The sequence below is a fragment of the Rhizobium sp. Root1220 genome (assembly GCF_001426265.1).
Lineage (GTDB): Bacteria > Pseudomonadota > Alphaproteobacteria > Rhizobiales > Rhizobiaceae > Rhizobium.
In genome coordinates, this window is the sequence record NZ_LMDG01000001.1 from 429,529 (window position 1) to 446,553 (window position 17,025).

The 17,025-nt window shown below is 57.1% G+C and carries 19 protein-coding genes and 1 tRNA gene; 15 read left to right on the plus strand and 5 right to left on the minus strand.

Annotated features, from left to right (window positions below):
* Nucleotides 1–4 precede the first annotated feature (4 nt).
* The 4 genes from ASC90_RS02130 to ASC90_RS02145 all read left to right on the plus strand — a co-directional run bounded on the left by ASC90_RS02130 (nucleotide 5) and on the right by ASC90_RS02145 (nucleotide 5,130).
* Nucleotides 5–1,477, plus strand: a complete 1,473-nt coding sequence (locus ASC90_RS02130; protein WP_056534852.1) for a CpaF family protein — start codon at nucleotides 5–7, stop codon at nucleotides 1,475–1,477.
* 1 nt (nucleotide 1,478) lies between these two features.
* Nucleotides 1,479–2,486 carry a type II secretion system F family protein gene (locus ASC90_RS02135; protein ID WP_056534854.1) on the plus strand — a complete coding sequence of 336 codons (1,008 nt, stop codon included), beginning with the start codon at nucleotides 1,479–1,481 and terminating at the stop codon, nucleotides 2,484–2,486.
* Between the two features lie 12 nt (nucleotides 2,487–2,498).
* Nucleotides 2,499–3,488, plus strand: coding sequence for a type II secretion system F family protein (locus tag ASC90_RS02140; RefSeq protein ID WP_056534856.1), 990 nt, complete (start codon nucleotides 2,499–2,501; stop codon nucleotides 3,486–3,488).
* A 298-nt stretch (nucleotides 3,489–3,786) separates the two neighbouring features.
* Nucleotides 3,787–5,130 (plus strand): tyrosine-type recombinase/integrase, encoded by a 1,344-nt coding sequence (locus ASC90_RS02145; RefSeq protein ID WP_056535223.1) that lies wholly within the window; start codon nucleotides 3,787–3,789, stop codon nucleotides 5,128–5,130.
* Between the two features lie 396 nt (nucleotides 5,131–5,526).
* Here the strand turns inward: ASC90_RS02145 and ASC90_RS28605 are convergent, their stop codons facing one another.
* Nucleotides 5,527–5,688 carry a hypothetical protein gene (locus tag ASC90_RS28605; protein WP_156392813.1) on the minus strand — a complete coding sequence of 54 codons (162 nt, stop codon included), beginning with the start codon at nucleotides 5,686–5,688 and terminating at the stop codon, nucleotides 5,527–5,529.
* A 327-nt stretch (nucleotides 5,689–6,015) separates the two neighbouring features.
* Here ASC90_RS28605 and ASC90_RS28610 point away from each other — a divergent pair, with 327 nt between their 5' ends.
* The 11 genes from ASC90_RS28610 (at nucleotide 6,016) to ASC90_RS02205 (ending at nucleotide 14,268) form a co-directional block, all read left to right on the plus strand.
* Nucleotides 6,016–6,222, plus strand: coding sequence for a hypothetical protein (locus tag ASC90_RS28610; RefSeq protein WP_156392814.1), 207 nt, complete (start codon nucleotides 6,016–6,018; stop codon nucleotides 6,220–6,222).
* A gap of 604 nt (nucleotides 6,223–6,826) precedes the next feature.
* Nucleotides 6,827–7,264: a Rha family transcriptional regulator gene (locus ASC90_RS02160; RefSeq protein ID WP_056534862.1), complete on the plus strand. Its 438-nt coding sequence runs from the start codon at nucleotides 6,827–6,829 to the stop codon at nucleotides 7,262–7,264.
* 886 nt (nucleotides 7,265–8,150) lie between these two features.
* Complete coding sequence (locus tag ASC90_RS02165; RefSeq protein WP_056534864.1) at nucleotides 8,151–8,543, plus strand: hypothetical protein; 393 nt, start codon at nucleotides 8,151–8,153, stop codon at nucleotides 8,541–8,543.
* Nucleotides 8,536–9,084 carry a hypothetical protein gene (locus ASC90_RS02170; protein ID WP_156392815.1) on the plus strand — a complete coding sequence of 183 codons (549 nt, stop codon included), beginning with the start codon at nucleotides 8,536–8,538 and terminating at the stop codon, nucleotides 9,082–9,084. The genes ASC90_RS02165 and ASC90_RS02170 overlap by 8 nt, the downstream gene beginning before the upstream one ends.
* A 64-nt stretch (nucleotides 9,085–9,148) precedes the next feature.
* Nucleotides 9,149–9,403 (plus strand): hypothetical protein, encoded by a 255-nt coding sequence (locus tag ASC90_RS02175; protein ID WP_056534868.1) that lies wholly within the window; start codon nucleotides 9,149–9,151, stop codon nucleotides 9,401–9,403.
* A 60-nt stretch (nucleotides 9,404–9,463) separates the two neighbouring features.
* Nucleotides 9,464–9,922: a hypothetical protein gene (locus ASC90_RS02180; protein WP_056534870.1), complete on the plus strand. Its 459-nt coding sequence runs from the start codon at nucleotides 9,464–9,466 to the stop codon at nucleotides 9,920–9,922.
* A 507-nt stretch (nucleotides 9,923–10,429) separates the two neighbouring features.
* Nucleotides 10,430–11,977, plus strand: coding sequence for a hypothetical protein (locus ASC90_RS02190; RefSeq protein ID WP_056534874.1), 1,548 nt, complete (start codon nucleotides 10,430–10,432; stop codon nucleotides 11,975–11,977).
* 147 nt (nucleotides 11,978–12,124) lie between these two features.
* Nucleotides 12,125–12,370 carry a DUF982 domain-containing protein gene (locus ASC90_RS30200; RefSeq protein ID WP_056534876.1) on the plus strand — a complete coding sequence of 82 codons (246 nt, stop codon included), beginning with the start codon at nucleotides 12,125–12,127 and terminating at the stop codon, nucleotides 12,368–12,370.
* 603 nt (nucleotides 12,371–12,973) lie between these two features.
* On the plus strand, nucleotides 12,974–13,120 hold the full coding sequence (locus ASC90_RS28615) for a hypothetical protein (protein ID WP_156392816.1): 147 nt from the start codon (nucleotides 12,974–12,976) through the stop codon (nucleotides 13,118–13,120).
* Between the two features lie 37 nt (nucleotides 13,121–13,157).
* Nucleotides 13,158–13,517 carry a MarR family winged helix-turn-helix transcriptional regulator gene (locus tag ASC90_RS02200; RefSeq protein ID WP_056534878.1) on the plus strand — a complete coding sequence of 120 codons (360 nt, stop codon included), beginning with the start codon at nucleotides 13,158–13,160 and terminating at the stop codon, nucleotides 13,515–13,517.
* A gap of 124 nt (nucleotides 13,518–13,641) precedes the next feature.
* Nucleotides 13,642–14,268 (plus strand): recombinase family protein, encoded by a 627-nt coding sequence (locus ASC90_RS02205; protein WP_056534880.1) that lies wholly within the window; start codon nucleotides 13,642–13,644, stop codon nucleotides 14,266–14,268.
* A gap of 29 nt (nucleotides 14,269–14,297) precedes the next feature.
* Here the strand turns inward: ASC90_RS02205 and ASC90_RS02210 are convergent, their stop codons facing one another.
* The 4 genes from ASC90_RS02210 to ASC90_RS02225 all read right to left on the minus strand — a co-directional run bounded on the left by ASC90_RS02210 (nucleotide 14,298) and on the right by ASC90_RS02225 (nucleotide 16,875).
* Complete coding sequence (locus ASC90_RS02210) at nucleotides 14,298–14,702, minus strand: hypothetical protein (RefSeq protein ID WP_056534882.1); 405 nt, start codon at nucleotides 14,700–14,702, stop codon at nucleotides 14,298–14,300.
* Nucleotides 14,703–15,157: 455 nt separating this feature from the next.
* Nucleotides 15,158–16,039, minus strand: a complete 882-nt coding sequence (locus ASC90_RS02215) for a hypothetical protein (protein ID WP_056534885.1) — start codon at nucleotides 16,037–16,039, stop codon at nucleotides 15,158–15,160.
* A 213-nt stretch (nucleotides 16,040–16,252) separates the two neighbouring features.
* Nucleotides 16,253–16,328, minus strand: a tRNA-Ala gene (locus ASC90_RS02220).
* Between the two features lie 154 nt (nucleotides 16,329–16,482).
* Nucleotides 16,483–16,875 carry a TIGR02300 family protein gene (locus ASC90_RS02225; protein WP_056534887.1) on the minus strand — a complete coding sequence of 131 codons (393 nt, stop codon included), beginning with the start codon at nucleotides 16,873–16,875 and terminating at the stop codon, nucleotides 16,483–16,485.
* Nucleotides 16,876–17,025 lie beyond the last annotated feature (150 nt).

The window sequence follows — 17,025 nt, forward strand, 5'->3', positions numbered from 1 at the left end:
AGGCATGTTCGGAAAACGCGGAAACGAAGGCTCTGGCAAGACGAGCGGCACCATTGCGCCGCCTCCGCCTGCCTCGCAGCCTTCCACATCGGCACCGGCGGTGCTTGTCGAGCCGCAGCGCACCCCGGCACGCACGCAGGTCGCCCCGCCGCCGATGCAGACGCCGCAACGCAAGCGCCCGGCCCGAACAGACGAGTACTACGAAACAAAGGCGCAGGTATTTTCGGCGCTGATCGATACGATCGATCTTTCCCAACTCGCCAAACTCGACGGCGAAAGCGCGCGCGAAGAAATTCGTGACATCGTCAACGACATCATCACGATCAAGAATTTCGCGATGTCGATCTCCGAGCAGGAGGAACTGCTCGAAGACATCTGTAACGACGTCCTGGGCTACGGCCCGCTGGAACCGCTGCTTGCCCGTGACGACATTGCCGATATCATGGTCAACGGCGCTGGCCAGACCTTCATCGAAGTCGGCGGCAAAACCATCGAATCCGAAATTCGCTTCCGCGACAATTCGCAACTGCTATCGATCTGCCAGCGTATCGTCAGCCAGGTCGGCCGTCGTGTCGATGAATCCAGCCCGATCTGCGACGCACGCCTGCCGGACGGCTCGCGCGTCAACGTCATCGCACCGCCGCTCTCGATCGACGGCCCGGCGCTCACCATCCGTAAGTTCAAGAAGGACAAGCTGACGCTCGATCAGCTCGTGCGCTTCGGCGCGATCACGCCCGAGGGCGCGACGCTGCTGCAAATCATCGGGCGTGTCCGCTGCAACGTAGTCATCTCCGGCGGTACAGGCTCCGGAAAGACAACGCTGCTCAACTGCCTGACCAACTATATCGACAGGGACGAGCGCGTCATCACTTGTGAGGACACCGCTGAGCTGCAACTGCAGCAGCCGCATGTCGTCCGCCTTGAAACGCGGCCGCCGAACATCGAAGGCGAAGGCGAGATCACCATGCGCGATCTCGTCAAGAACTGCCTGCGTATGCGTCCCGAACGCATCATCGTCGGCGAAGTACGCGGACCCGAGGTTTTCGACCTTTTGCAAGCGATGAATACCGGCCACGATGGCTCGATGGGCACGATCCACTCGAACTCGCCGCGCGAATGCCTCAGCCGTATCGAATCGATGATCGCGATGGGCGGCTTCACGCTGCCGGCCAAAACCGTGCGCGAGATCATCGCCGGCTCGGTCGACGTGATCGTCCAGGCGGCGCGCCTTCGCGACGGCTCGCGACGCATCACCCAGATCACCGAGGTCGTCGGCATGGAAGGCGATGTGATCATCACCCAGGATCTGATGCGCTACGAAATCGAGGGGGAAGATGCCGCCGGACGCCTGATCGGCCGCCACAAGTCCACGGGTATCGGCAAACCGCATTTCTGGGATCGCGCCCGCTACTTCAACGAGGACAAGCGCCTCGCGGCTGCGCTGGACGAAATGGAAGCAAAGTCCAAGGAACTCTGAGATGTTCGGGATCGATCCGATAGTGCTGGCGATCATCGCACTCACCGCCGTAGCGGCGGGTGCCGTCTGCTATGGCCTGCTTTTTTCCAGGATCGAGACCGAGAAGAAGTCGGCAAGCCGCGTCAGCCGGGTTGTGTCGGCGGAGGCGGACAAGACAACGATCAAGGCCGCTCGCGACCGTGTCCAGGAAATGTCGAAGCGCCGCAAGTCGGTACAGGACAACCTGAAGGATCTCGAGAAGCGCCACCAGGAAAACACCAAAAGAAAGCTTTCGCTGAAATCGCGACTGACGCAGGCCGGGCTCGCGATTACACCAGCCCGGTTCTACATGTTCAGCGCCATCTTCGGCTTCGTTCTGATGTTCGTTGCGTTTCTCGCCGGGGCGCCGCTGATGGTCGTCCTCGGCGCACCGATCGTCGCCGGCCTCGGGCTGCCGCGCTGGGTGCTCGGCTTCCTGATCAAGCGCCGCCAGAACAAGTTCCTTACGGAGTTCCCGAACGCGCTCGACGTCATCGTACGCTCGATCAAATCCGGCCTGCCCCTGAACGATGCGATCCGGCTGATCGCCAACGAAGGCAAGGAGCCGGTGAAGAGCGAGTTCCGAAGAGTGGTCGAGTCACAGCAGGTCGGCCTCAGCGTGCCGGATGCTTGCGCGCGCATGACGAACCACATGCCGCTGCAGGAAGTGAGCTTCTTTGCGATCGTCATCGCCATCCAATCCCAGGCCGGCGGCAACCTCTCGGAGGCGATAGGCAACCTCTCCAAGGTCCTGCGTGACCGCAAGCGAATGAAGGCGAAGGTCCAGGCATTGTCGATGGAAGCGAAGGCATCGGCTGTGATCATCGGCGCCCTGCCCTTCATCGTTGCCACGCTCGTCTACCTGACCTCGCCGGAATACATGATGATCCTTTTCACCGATCCGCGCGGTCACCTCATCATGGGAATCTCGGCGGTCTGGATGTCGATCGGCATCTTCGTCATGCGCAACATGGTCAATTTCGACATTTAACGGAGGTGCGCGATGTCATCCGATCTTGCATCCAGCCTGACAGATCCCGCCATGCTGATCGCCGTGCTGGTCGCGATTGCCGTGTTCGCCAGCCTGTACACGATCGCTGTTCCGCTATTTGAGCGCGGCGACCTCAGCAAGCGCATGAAAGCCGTGTCGACCGAACGCGAGCAGATCAGAGCCCGCGAACGCGCCCGGATGAACGCCGACGCCGGAGCGAGCAAGGCCTCGTTGCGCAACCAGAACAACCGCTCGGTCCGGCAAATCGTCGAGAAATTCAACTTGCGCGAAGCGCTGGTCGACGAGAACACCATGAACAAGCTGCGCGCGGCCGGCTACCGGTCCGAAAACTCGCTCAACATGTTCCTCGTCGCCCGCTTCCTGCTGCCCTTCGTGTTCTTCGGGCTTGGCGTTTTCTGGGTTTTCGGACTCGATCATTTGGCCGACAGACCGACATCGCTTCGGTTTCTGGCGACACTCGGCATTGCCTATCTCGGCTTCTATGCGCCGAACATCTTCATTTCCAACCGCATGGCGAAGCGACAGCATTCGATCAAGCGGGCATGGCCGGACGCGCTCGACCTGATGCTGATCTGCGTGGAGTCCGGCATTTCGATCGAAGCGGCCATGCGCCGCGTGTCGGAGGAACTCGGCGAGGCGTCACCGGCGCTTGCCGAAGAGATGGTTCTGACGACGGCGGAACTGTCCTTCCTGCCGGACCGGCGGGTTGCGCTCGACAACCTCGGCGTGCGCACCCAGATCCCGCTGGTACAATCGGTGACGCAGGCCCTGATCCAGGCCGACCGCTATGGGACCCCGATTTCGCAGGCGTTGCGTGTTCTTGCCCAGGAGGGCCGCGACGAGCGCATGAACGAAGCGGAGAAGAAGGCTGCCGCCTTGCCGCCGAAGCTCACCGTCCCGATGATCCTGTTCTTCCTGCCGGTTCTCATCGCGGTCATTCTCGGCCCGGCCGGCATCCAGGTGGCGGATAAATTCAACTGACGGGGAGCTGGCCATCGCGCCGGAGTCGCCAGCGAACTGGCCGATGGTAAGAAGCTTCACGGTGCGCTTTTACAGCTCAGCAATCAGCCCCGCCGATGCGTTGCCAATGCAGCCCAATCCACGACGACGCTTAAGGCCTGCGTGCAAACGCAACTCACCGCAAGGCTTGTCGACGCATATATTCCGGGGAAGGTTTGGTGGAGCTAAGCGGGATCGAAGATTTCAGCGACTATCCTATTGAAACATCTGTAATATAAGGATAATTACCCGTCTTCATTGGTCAGAATGGTTGGTCAGAATGGCGGGAAAAAGCAATAAAGGGTCCAAGCGCCTCCTCGATCTCAGAGGGCAAACGTGGTGGTTTCGAATGGCCATCCCTGAGGCATGTCGGAGCTACTTCAATGGCACGACGATGTACCTCCAAAGCTTGGAGACGGGGGACATCAAGGCTGCCATGACGAGGCGGGACAAGCTTGAGCCGGATGTCAGGGCGCTCTTTGCTCGGGTGAAGTCGGGAGAGGTCATCAACAGTGGTGAGGCGTTGGCGGAACTGCGAGGGGAGCTTTCAAGAGCGGCTATTGCTGAGGCACTTTCCGAGGGCGGGGAAGGGTTAGAGGACGCGGTGTGGGCTGCAGAGGCTGAGGCCGAGAGCCTGCGAGGCAAAGCCAGAGAGCGCTTCGCGAGGGCCATTGCAGGTGACCACCCCGTGGATCACTACCTTGACGCCTACCTCTCAGCCATCAAGCTTGCCGCGAAGACGACCAACGAGCGCCGGGGCCTCATCAACCGTTTTGCTCGCTGGTGCATGGGTGAGAAGTATCGGCTTCCTGACATCACCCGTAAGGCTGCTGGTCGCTATGTCACCGAGGTTATCGAGCCAATGGACCGAAGCACGGCGAAGAAGCACATGACCGCTCTTCGCGGCTACTGGGAATATCTGATTAAGCGCGGCCACGTATCGGGGGCTGTCGAGGATAACCCTTGGCTTGGCCAGGAGGTGGCAAACGGGCGTCGACGGGTCGAGCGAGGGGACAAGGAGGATGAACGGCCCTTCACTGAGGCCGAGCTGCAGAAGCTGCTCTATGCGCCGTACCCGAAGGGTATGAAGGATGCATTTAAGCAGCAGATAGCCGATGCTCTCCGCATTTCATGCCTGTCGGGGATGAGGCTCGCAGAAGTCATCACCTTGTGGGTTGAGGAGGTCCACGACGATATCTTCGACATCCAGCAGGGCAAGACCCGATCAGCGGCCCGCAAGGTTCCCATTCATCCTGATCTTAAGGAGATCATCGAGCGCAGGGTGAAGGACAAGCAGCCGAAGGACTGGCTATTCCACGAACTGGCCAGTGAACGAGACCCCGGCGACACATTCGGCAAGCGTTTCACTAACTACCGCGAGAAGCTCGGTGTCGAAGACAAGCGGCCCGGGAAGCGGAGGAGCCTCGTCAACTTCCACTCTGCGCGGCGGTGGTTCGTCTCTCAGGCCAGACATGCAGACCAGCCTCTTGAAACCGTGAAGGACGTGGTCGGTCATGTGTCTGATAAGAAGAAGGACATCACGTTCGGTGTCTACACGCAGGGAGCGTCCGTTAAGCAGATGAAGGATTGCGTGGGGGCCGTGGCGCTGCCGAAGCGTGGTTAGCCACTTCTTCGACAAGGTCATTAAGGCGGCAGTAAGCCTCTTCGAGGTTGCATCTTGCCGCAGAAATGGACCTCGCAGATACTCTCCACGGCTGCTGGAGGGACGCAATGCAATACGTGATGGCTGCGGTGGTTGGCGCGGGGATCGGGTTCTTCGCTTTCTGTCTGTTCGCGCCGCTGCTTCAATGGGTGCGGCTGCCCGCGCTGAGGCTGTCTGGTATGTCAGAGAGCGAACGGCGATTCCGTGCGGTCTTCGCGATCATGGGCGAAGCTCAGCGACAGTCACTCATTGACTATCACGTGCAGAAGTTGGGCTGTAGCCGAGAGCATGCTATGCGATACGCAGTCGAAGACCGAGAGCGTGACAGCAATCGGTGGTAACTGTAACATCCGCAGGCTACCCGTTGCCGATGATCTTGCCCGCTTCTTGCGTGTGGCTGGCGCTCTCAGGCTCCTTCACCGCGCCCTTCTCATCCGCTGACTTCTGTTCAGCGAGGCGCTTGCGCTCGGCTTCTTGGTCCTGTGCTTTGTGTGGATCACGCTCTTCAGGGCTCGGCATGGTGATGTCCTCCTCTTCCGAGAATGTGGATTGTCTCAACACCCGCTGAGGCTGTCGATTCAGTTTGTTTGAACCTCAGCGGCCCGCTGAAGCGGGTATGTCACAATAATTTTCTGACTGATCCATTCGCCGGTGGGTAGTTTGTCGCCGCTCCGAATGCCCTTGCCATCCCGAGGCTTTGGACGCCACTGCGGGACGAACCTACCCACCAGTGGATAAGTTATTGAAATTGAATGAATATATCGATCTTGACGAGAATCTTGAGCCGGAGTCTAAGGGTGTTGTTCTGGCCGGGACGAACATCAACTTGGGGTAATGTTAAACATCATGACAATACGATTTTTTAAGCAGACGCGGTGGTTCGAGGTCTATTGTGAGACAACAAGCGAGCGCAACTTCCCTCGCTTCTATGACCGCCTCAGTCAGGGGGATGGCAACCACGAGTTCTGGTTCCTGTTCGGTCGGCTCTATCTTGCGCTCTATGTCCCTCAGCCGAAGTCTGCGACCGCTACGGTTGAATCTGTAATCTCCTGATCATCGGATGCAGCGCTGCCCCGTGGAGCCGTCTGCGGGGCTGCCTATCGTTCTCCTTCATGGCTATTGAACATGACAACCACTCCACCTTCATTTCATCGCGGGTGAACCACACATCCTCGACATCGACGTTGCAGCGGCCCTCGGGATGCGCCGTCCTATCGACATCCGCACGCGCCATATAGTGGCATGGCGAGCGTACCTCCTCGATTGTGGCTACCTCCACAGGGATGGCGATGCCTACTATCTGAACGAACAACAGGCACGGGCCGTCTGCCGTTTCTCGACCAGCAAGAGGGCGGCGATGGTGGGCCGCAGTGTTGCCGAGGCTTTCCGAAATTTCCACGCTGAGACACTTCATATGGATGTCGCTGAAGCCCTTCGTCAAAGCCTGATATCATTTGTCGGTCAAAGTTGTGAGGGGCGCGAGGGCACGGTGATTGATGCCTTGCGGTCGAAGTTGAGGCAGACCGTGAGGACACGGAGGTTCACTCGGAGGCGGAAGAGATCACCGGCATGAAGTTCTGCCCCGTAGATCGCTCCACGGGGCTCACTTTGCAGTGTCCAACGCGCACCCGCAGAGGGCGCATAGAAGGGCACTCCAATGAACAACGAAATCCTCCCCCTCGTCGAAACCAAGATGGGCCGCGCAATCACCAACAGCAGGGCCGTGGCTGACTACTTCAAGAAACGCCACGCGGACGTGCTGAGGGCCATCGACGGCCTTGATTGCAGTACCGAGTTTAACGAACGCAATTTTACGTCGGTCAAATATCTCGATGGAAAGGGTGAGGAACGGCGCTCCTTCGATATGACGAGAGACGGTTGGGTGTTCCTCGCGATGGGCTTCACCGGCCCCCGGGCAGCGGCGTTTAAGGAGGCCTACATTGCCCGCTTCAACGCAATGGAGGAGGAGCCTCGTCGGCAGCATCGAACCGCATTTTTTGTCAATGAGGAGCAGGGTCTCCGTCTTGCCGCTGACGAAGCGGAGAAGCGGGCCGGAGAGCCGCAAAGAAAAAGGCCACGGTGTGCATTACCGTGACCCTTTATCTAACCCTCTAAGCGAAGCGCGGGAGGCTTTCGGGCCCACCGCTTCAGCATCCTAACCGTGGAGCGGTATACCTTTCAAGGTGCTGGCATGCAGGGACATCCAAGGAAGCTTCAGCGCATGGCTGAAAGCACCGGCACACACCGCCCTCGGAGAGACTCCATAGCGAGCTTCCGGCCCCTCCCAGTACAGCGCAGCCTAAAACCTTGGAGCGCACCAGTGACCTCCTACGAATCAAACAGAGGTGGTCAATTACCACCCACTTAAGGATAACAGAGGCGCGGATGGTTGAGTTGTCCTACATCAGCACAACCCTTAATTACCCCCCACTTTAGAATGACAGACCGCACCAGGCGGAAAGACGACCTGCATATCTATCGACCGAGGTATAGCAACAATGCATGACTATCGATCACGTATGAATAAAATGCATAACAATGCGATCAAGCATGAAGAAATTGCATGACTGTTGATCATGTTCCCAGAGAGAAAGACCACTGAGAGTGGAAAGACCAAGAGTATATAAAGGGGAGGAGAGGATGGATTGATGAAAAAGAGTTCCCCTCCAGATGATCTTTATGATGGATGGAGGTGATTAGAACCGTCATCCACCAAGACCCAATCCCCCAAGGAAACCCATAAGGTAACCTATAAGGGACGCCTTCAGCTCACGCCTAACATCCCCCTGCACAGTCTCATCATAGACGCTCGACCTCCGAGAGTGCGCTGGCGTGTCTCCTCAGATTTGAGGGGTCGTCTTTCGTTCTCGTGGGTGTGGTGCCCCCGGTCCTCTTGTCGCTTGTCCTGCTGACGAGAGGACCGGTCTATTCAGCCACCCCCGATGAACACCGCTCATCACCACAAACCCATGAGAACCTACATGCACAACGAACAGTACGCGAATAGCGGCCACGGCACACCATTGCCGTTGAACGACATCCATACCTTGTCCTATCAATCCACCCCGATACGCTTTGCCCTGATCGACGGTCAGCCTTGGTTTGTCGCTGCCGATGTCTGCAAAGCGGTCGGTGTCTACAACCCGCGATACGGAGCCGCGAAATACGCAAGGGCGATTGCCGACAGCGAGAAGATGCTGGGCAGGCTGCCTAACGTTCTCCGTGGAGCGCCTGCGGTCTTGGTCATCTCAGAGAGAGGTCTCGATAAGCTGCTTTGGCTGGCGCTGCATAGCGTCAATGAGGCTTGGCCTGTCCTGTCTTCAATCAATGCTCAGGCGTCGTCTCTCATCACGAAGGAGGCAGCAGATGTGTGATCCACTTTCAATGGCCCTTACTTCATTCGCGGTTGGGGCCGCGAAAGAGGTCGCTGGCTATCAGGCTGAGAAGTCGGCTGCCAACGATCAGAACCAATTGTACCGCGAGAACGCAGCCAGGGCGAACCAGAACGCCCGCGACCAACAGTTCCAGACCCAGCAGAGAATGCTGCAGGAGCAGGAGAAGGGCGCGGCTGAGAAGATCGATACGATGCGCGAGGCACGCGAGGCCAAGGCGACCGCTACGGTGGGTGCTGGTGAGGCTGGTGTCTCAGGCCTGTCGGTCGATGCCTTGCTTGCCGAGTTCGACGGTCGAGCTGCGGCTGCTAATGATCGCGTCGATCAGAACACCGACTGGACCATGAACCAGCTCAACAACGAAATGAAGGGCATCAGGTCCAACGCTGAAGACCGCATCAACTCGGTCCAACGTTCAGCAACCCCGTCCTTCTTCAATACCGGCCTCAAGATCGCAGGGGTCGGTCTCGATTCCTACAACGACTTCAAGGTTGCTGAGCGTGACCGCGCCCGAGGCCGTTAGCAGATTCCCCTGAACACCATCCCCGGGTTCTTCCCAACCACCACCGTCACCCATGAGAAAAACGATGAACTATCCGCACATTAAGACCCTGACCATCCGCTTCGTAGAGATTGACGGAACAGCCTATATCCCCGCTCGGGACTTCGGGCAGTCTCTTGGTCTCACTGCTGACGAGGACGGCGATTATCGCTCTGCCCTTACCGAAGCAGGCATCCCGTATACCGATCTCGCCATCTTCGACCAAGACGAGCCGTTAGGGCCTCATGCCCTTCTGACCGAGGCTGACTTCAATCAAGCTCGGTCGGTGAACCGTGGCTAAAGCCGTGGCGGCAGAATCATCCCGCCTCCCTAACAATATCCATTAAACGGAACTGTAGAAATGTCCGCATTCGGCGATGCATTCAAGGCTGCCAGGGTAGCCGGTAAGACCACTTTCAAATTCAACGGCAAGAGCTATCACACCAAGACCAAGGAAGAGATGGAGCGGACCAAGAAGGCCGTTCCTGTCCCGGCCCCACGACCTGACACGGCAGCCGCCAAGCCAGCCTTAGCAGCCCAGCCTAAGGCCACCGCCACGGCCACGGCCACGGGAGGAAGCGCAGCAGGCTCTACCAGCGCCCCAATGTTCCGACAGGCAGTAGATGCCACGACCAGCTCTCGCTCGGCTTCCTCACTCACCATCCCCGCAAGGAGCGAGCAGCCCACGACCAAGGAAGCATCCACCCCTGCCAAGCGCCCCGCGACTGGTGGCAAGTCTGCCGCCATGGTGAACCGCAAGGTGGAGCCTTGGCAATTGACCAGCAAGCCAAGACGCACGCGGGCTTGGACAAACAAGTGACCCTCCGAGGTCTCGCTGACGGCCTGCCTCGGCGCGAACGTCGAAATTAGACAACGGCGGCCCCTAAGGAAAACCCGGAATTATGTAGCAAATGCCACCACCGTCGCGGACTTGCTCTTTGTCGGAGTCATTTCGATCTGGTTCTGATCGAAGCTCCACAAAACGGATCGCCGCATTGCATAATTCCGGAAAATCCTCCGCATCAACCATAGGTACACCTCGCTATTCCGGGCCTCGAGGGACGCGTGGACGTCCGGCAAACTATAGGGCGATTATTTCCGGCCCACCGGAAGGTTTTCCGTCCTTGCCCGGATTGCAGAAATACTATACAACATATGCGCGAGTATTTTTCAGAAGCTTGATGCGATCTCGCCAACCCGCGTGTTGGCCATGCGGCCCCGAAACAAGGCACTCCTAAAGACGCCACTACAGCGAACAATTGTCGTCGTGACCAGACGATTCTAAAGCACCTACCGCATGGTGATCGCCTCCCGGAGGAGAATAGCGATGAAGCGTAGAACGTTTATTACCGGCAGTGCTACATCGGTGGCTGCACTATCTGCACCGCCAGTCCTTGCGCATTACACCCCACCTCTCAATGATCCACCAGCTCCCGGCGACTTGGCGGCGACTGCTGCTCGCTTGCGCGCGCAATTCATGAAAGATTTTGAGCCAGCCTATATCGAGAACGTGATCATCCCACATTTTTTGGTGAGCGTTTTTGAGGGGGAGCGCTCGTTTCTTCCCATGATTGATCTCGCACTCACCAAGGAGAATGCTCTGCCCAATGACCTGTGGGGTCTTCTTAGCCCAACGTGGCGACCGGCCCCCGAAGATGGAGTGACGGTATTCCTTCAGGGGCTGGAGAAGCGGGGCCCTGACAATCGCCGCAAGCGCATCTATATGTCGGCCGTTACACCCGATCTATACCGGGAAAAATACGGCGATAAGGTCACCGCTTTTTTTGACACGCTGTTGACCGATGCCAACGCCGGACAGCCACTGATGCGAAAATATCTAAACTCATTTTGGGACCTTTATTGGGACCTGCATCTAGGCGTGTCGCATGACGAGATACCGGAGCGTGTTCGCCAAATTGGCGAGAGTTTCAACACTGTCTTAGCCTATCGTGATCCCACGCAACGCATCGTGTACGAAAACTACATGACCGTCCGATCCCACCTCGACTTTCTGAAGTCATGGATCGATGACAATCTCGACGGTATCGCGTCCGGAAAGACGGAAGACCCTGACAAGGCGTTTGCTTGGTATTGGATCAAGAACGGCGAGGACAGTCCCTATTTTAATCACAAGGATGTGGTCTTCGAATGCTTCCACAACTTCGTAGCATTCAGTCAATGGGGCAATACCATCTACAATATCATGTTGAGGCTTGCCGACGGGGTTGGAGACGAATCGATCAAGGCTTCCTTCAAGCAAACCATGGAGGGCGACCCTGACAACGCCAGCGGTGCACCCTTCACCCCTCTTGAAGCGTTCGTCATGGAGCTGTTTCGTGTGATTTCGCCGAATGGCGGCAGTATTTCGGCACTCGGAGAAACTGTATCACCGCAGTTCGATCGTCACGGCTACATCATCAGCCCGCATACCTCAACGAGTATGGACCCGCTGCATTGGGCAAACCCGGATAAATTCGATCCGTCGCGATATGCAAATGCTCCGACAAGTTCGGATATTGACGAGGCCAAGGCGAAGCAGATCGGCTTCACCAAGTGTCCATTCGACCTGACGTCGTTCGACGTTAAGGACGGTCGCAAGGCATCACTCCACAACAGCGGTTTCGGAACGGTTTTTGGGGTTGCGGATGGCAAAGAGCTGCCCGTCTGCGACTATGCAGGTTTTGCACCATTCGGTTTTGGGTATCGCCGCTGCCCAGGCGAGCAGTTGACTATTCAAGCTTTCGAAGACTTTTTGAGGAAGGTTTGGAAAGACAAGATTGGGTTCGTAAAACTTAATATCGCTAACCCAGAGCCGCTGCCGATCGGGCCAACAACGGTTATCGGGGACGACATTGGTTTCAGACGAACGGCGTGATACCGGCCCCGCAAAGTGCCGGGTTGTCCTCAATGTTCGGATAAACCGCTCTTGACGGAGTCCGGAGCGGTATTTGGCAGCCAGATGTGGCTAACGATTGAGTGCCGTGGGCCACATCGACGTTTGGCTTGGGTAAGGAAGGGCGAAATGTTACCGCTTTTTATCAAACCGATAGACGTCGAGATCGATGGCGTAGGTCTCCATGCTGAGACAGTTCAGGACCTAACCGCAATGCTTGTGAACAATAGGTGGCCAGTTGGCTCAGGGAAGAAATTCCAAATCGCACTCATGAGATCGATGAAGGCAGTCGAGTTGTCCGTAGGTGCCCAGACCGCCCGGAATGCTTTCTTGAATGCTGCCCGTGAGGCTGGCGTTCGTATCCTGCGAGGTTGAAGTGCACGTGTCAAAGAAGCACTGCTGCGAAACCGCTGACCAAAACGAACGGCGGGGCCAGCTAGCGCGTTATTGAGCGGAATTATATAGCAAGTTGTGGCAACTGCTCCATAACGCCGGGAAAACCCTTGGGGCCGCTCTCGCTTCTGACGTATGAACCAAGGACGGGCGTTATAGGTTGGTGGGCTTCTTCATCCCAACATTGTCGCAGCGCCTCTCCTTGGTCGATACGCCATCGCCGGAAACGGTATTCCCTCCCCAAGCCTGCCTTCCGTCCCGACAGTCAAACCTTACGGCTCCTTGTTGTCGCGTCATCGGCTATCCAGAGGCAGCCTTGTGGGAGGGTCAAAATGTTGGGTGCAAAATTCTGAGACCCCAAATCATATATAAAGCACCGCCCAGTTCCCCCGCTGCCCCTCCGTCACACGCGTTCATAGGCTTGAGCCACCACGGTAGCAGTGAGAGACCGCCCCGCTCTCGCTCCCTATGGCTTGCCTGACGCTGACGTTGAGGGGCGGCAGTCCAGTTGAATCAGTATCGGCCTTGCAACCGAGTCTGACGCTGGATACGATTCCTCGCATAGGGAATAGGGATGCTTCGAGCATGAAGAGAGACGTGGTGCTGACGTGGTTGGTTTGCCTTTCTATCGCGGGCTTTCTGATCTGGGCTGGCGTGAACGACAAGACAGGTCGTGGCTATGATGATGACGAGGCCTATTACGGCTCAACCGCTTTCCGACCAAGCCGCTGAGCTAAGCCTCACTCCCCTCTCCATCAGGAAACCAGAGATGACGAACGCTGTCAGCACTGCCAATGACCGCAAGCCCGCACTGTTCCGCACGGTGCAGTTCATCGAGCAGCTCCGCGAACTCTTCCCCGACATTCCGATGCAGACGATTTCCGTCTTCCTCCTTATCGCGATGAAACCAGGCATCAGCCAACGTGACCTGCTGAAGCTATTGGACCTTAGCCAAGCCGGTATCTCTCGAAACGTAATGGCCCTTGGCGAAATGAACCGGCACGGGAAACCGGGGCTCGGTCTGATCGTTCAGCGAAAAGACCCGTTTGATAACCGTCAGGTGATGCTCAGCCTCTCTCCATCCGGTAAGGCGTTGGTGGCTCGGGTCACCGCTATCGTGGCAGCCTGAGGCTTGGTTCGATTGTGGTGTACATCGGATGAACCAGCATAAAAGTGGTTCGTTAAATGTCTCTTGACAATATAAATCGAACCATCGATAAGCGAACCACCCAAAACGAACTGAGGTGGTTTCAATGCATGTCCGCGCTTACCTTCGTGCCAGCACCAAAGACCAAGATGCAAACCGCGCCAAAGACGACCTGTTCAGGTTCGCTGAGGAGCGCGGTCTGAAGATCGCTGCGAGCTACGTGGAAAACGAAAGCGGGGCTTCCCTGAAGCGCCCTGAGCTGTTCCGCCTCCTGAACGACTGCCACCCCGGCGATGTCCTCCTCGTGGAGCAGGTAGACCGCCTTAGCCGTTTGAACGCTGAGGACTGGGAGAGGCTTAAGACAGAGATACAGAGCCGCAGGGTCAAGGTGGTTGCACTCGATCTGCCGACCTCTTGGATGATGGCCACTGCCAGCAAGGATGATATCCAGAGCCGCATGCTTGATGCCATCAACGGGATGATGCTCGATATGCTCGCAGCTATTGCCCGCAAAGACTACGAGGATCGCAGACGGCGGCAGGCCCAAGGCATCGCTAAGGCGAAAGCCGATGGGGCCTATAAGGGTCGCCCTGAGGACGAGGAGCGCAATGCAGGTATCGTCAAGATGCTTGAGAGCGGCCTGAGCTGGAACACCATCGTGGCCGCTACAGGCTGCTCACGGTCCACGCTGGCTCGACTGGCTAAACGTGTGTCGGGTCAGAGCGCGTCCTAATTCTGGGGCGTGCGTTTCTCTTACCCTGATTATGTTGTTTTCGACTTCAGGGCACCCTCGCTCAATGGCCCCTCATCGCGGATGAAGTACCGAATAATCGAGAATGTTGGACCAACATTGCTCCATGTGACCTGCCTTTGCTGGGGGGCATAGCCAGGGTAAAATGGATCGTCCCCCATCAACGTCAACCGCCTCCGGTCCTTCTCGCCGGGGATGTCTGCCACAGCCCGCTTTCCAACCATCGAGCGCATCAAGTCCTCTTCCAATGGTGTGAATCGGGCTTCCCCTCTCCATGCATCCTTGGATGGGCGTCTGGGCCTCTTTTTGATAGACCCGTCGTTCATTGGGGTCTCGATAATATTTGTCAGCTTCGTTCGCTCCAATTCAAGTAGCATGAAGCCTAAACCTTCGGGCCATTCAATTTGTGACGACATGTCCTTAACTCCACTATTCTGAGGTGGTTTGTTTTCCGTAGGGCATGCACGATCTTCTCGCTGTACGTCAGCGCTCAGTATCGTTGCGGTGTTCATCTTCTGCCTCGGGGAAGTCGTCGCGAAGCGTGTTCAAGCATCGACCAATGGAACATGAGTCGGCCTTGTGAGGGTGAAGCAAGGGGTGTCGTCGTCGTTATCGTAGGGGTCCAATTTTGTCCTCCGCGTTGACCGGCCATTCTTAACTTCCCTGCAGAGAGTACCCGCTATATATCTCGATCAAACTCGCTGTTGTCACGAGAGCAGATATGGACGCCAACCCAATGACGCTGGGCAAGATCGTTGAGCTGATCGCTGTCGCGGGCGTGGTGTGGTTGCTGCTCGATGGTGCCGCTATGTTCCTCGGAAGAGGCGCGGCGTGGGCTACCGGGATTACGCTCCTTACGGGCGTGGCGTTCTTAATCTTCCGAAGGCGGTAGCGCCAATGACCCCTGCACAGGCACAGCCTTGGTGCCGTGGACCTTCAGGATATTGCGCTCCTTAACAACCCACACGCCATCGGTGTTCTCCTCCTTAGTCTGTAGGGTTACCGACATGGTGATACCAGCGACCATGGCGACCGGCTGCTGACCTGAAAGCAGGCTACGTTGAAAGTCCTCATCCTTGACGGAGGCCCCGAACTCAATTCCCCCAGCAGAGAACCTCCACTTACGGCCCCCCGGCACAAGCACAGGGCTGATCAGAGTAACCGTCTCTGTCGTCGTGCGAGTGCGCTTTTTGGAAGCCTCATCTGTCTCGGTTGCAGCTTCACTCCGGATGTCAAATTCGGCACGAGGGACGATAACCCGAGGTTTCTTGTCAGGATTGGTGGTTACTCCGACACCCGTTATCCGCTGGTCCCGCTGGAGTTCCTCGTAAACCTTCCCAACCTCGTTCTTCGCCACCTTGCCGTTTAGGGCCCTTGCCACCTGCTCGGCTATTCGCTGCACCTCTTCATCGGAAAGCTGATGATTCTGCTCACTGTTGATAAGAGATTCAATCGCCCCCTGCGTTACGAGTGACCGGACATCATTCGCAAACCAGCCCAATACAATGAAAGCGATGGTAAGCAGGGTGCTTCTGTCGACACGGTCTTTAGCGGCTTTCAGAAGCGAGTTGAGCTTCAGGCTGCCCTCAGTCCCGCTCTTCAGCTCCAAACGAATCGACAGAGAGGGGTCGATGATAAACGCCACCTCTTTGACGACTGCGTCGAAAGCCAGCGCTGCGCGAGCAACAGTTGCGAGGTCCGGCTTCTCGCCCTCCTCCAAGTCCAAATAAAGTGTAAGTGACTGCGCCATCATGCCCCCTCAATCGAGGGCCTACCATAGTTAGAGCCTACAGTTTTCTGCAACCGGTTTTATTCTCCAACGGCTCGCAGCAATGTGATTTGCAGCCTATCGCTGGGCGCGAAGAGATATTGGCCGCACCATTGGTCAGAATGGTTGGTCAGAATGAAAATAAGTATCCGCTGTAAAGCGCTGATATATAAAGATAAAATTGACGATGCGGGGGATTGGTGGAGCTAAGCGGGATCGAACCGCTGACCTCTTGCATGCCATGCAAGCGCTCTCCCAGCTGAGCTATAGCCCCAATAAGGTGGTCCGGTTTTTGACCCGGTCCTGGGATGCTTCGCGATGCTGTTTGCCTCGCGGAGTGGCGGCTTATTACTTCCGGTTTTCGGAGATAGCAAGCCCAAAAAAATCGGCCCGACGAAATTTTCTCGTCCGGGCCGATACTTATCGGATCAGACTTCGTCTTCGTCGCCGGTCACGCCGATGATGTCGCTCATGTCGTCATCATCGTCGTCTTCGTCAGCCTCGAGGAACGTGTCGTCGTCGTCATCGCCTTCGATTTCGACGTCATCGTCGCCGATATCGGGAATGTCGTCGCCGGTGGCGCCTTCCTCGGCATCCTCAAGCGAGACCAGTTCGACTTCCGTGCTTTCGGTATCGACTTCCGTGACCTCCTCCTCGTCCTGAGCGGCCTCAGCGGCTGCGGCAGCCGAGGTTTCCTCGAAGTAAGAGAGGGGGTAGGACTTGTTCGTGTAGGGAGAAACGATCGGATCCCGGTTCAGATCGTAGAATCTCTTGCCGGTTTCCGGATCGGTACGCTTGGTTCCAAGTTCCGCTTTCGCCACTGTTAACCTCGTGTTCGTGAGAATGGCCGAACCTAAGATTCGGCAAATGCCGTTGAAACCGGCGTTCTATTCGGAATTTTATAAGCCGGTCCCCATAATCGTTGCAGCCCGCTATGTCAAAGCCAAACTTCGCATATGGCTGTTGCGCAC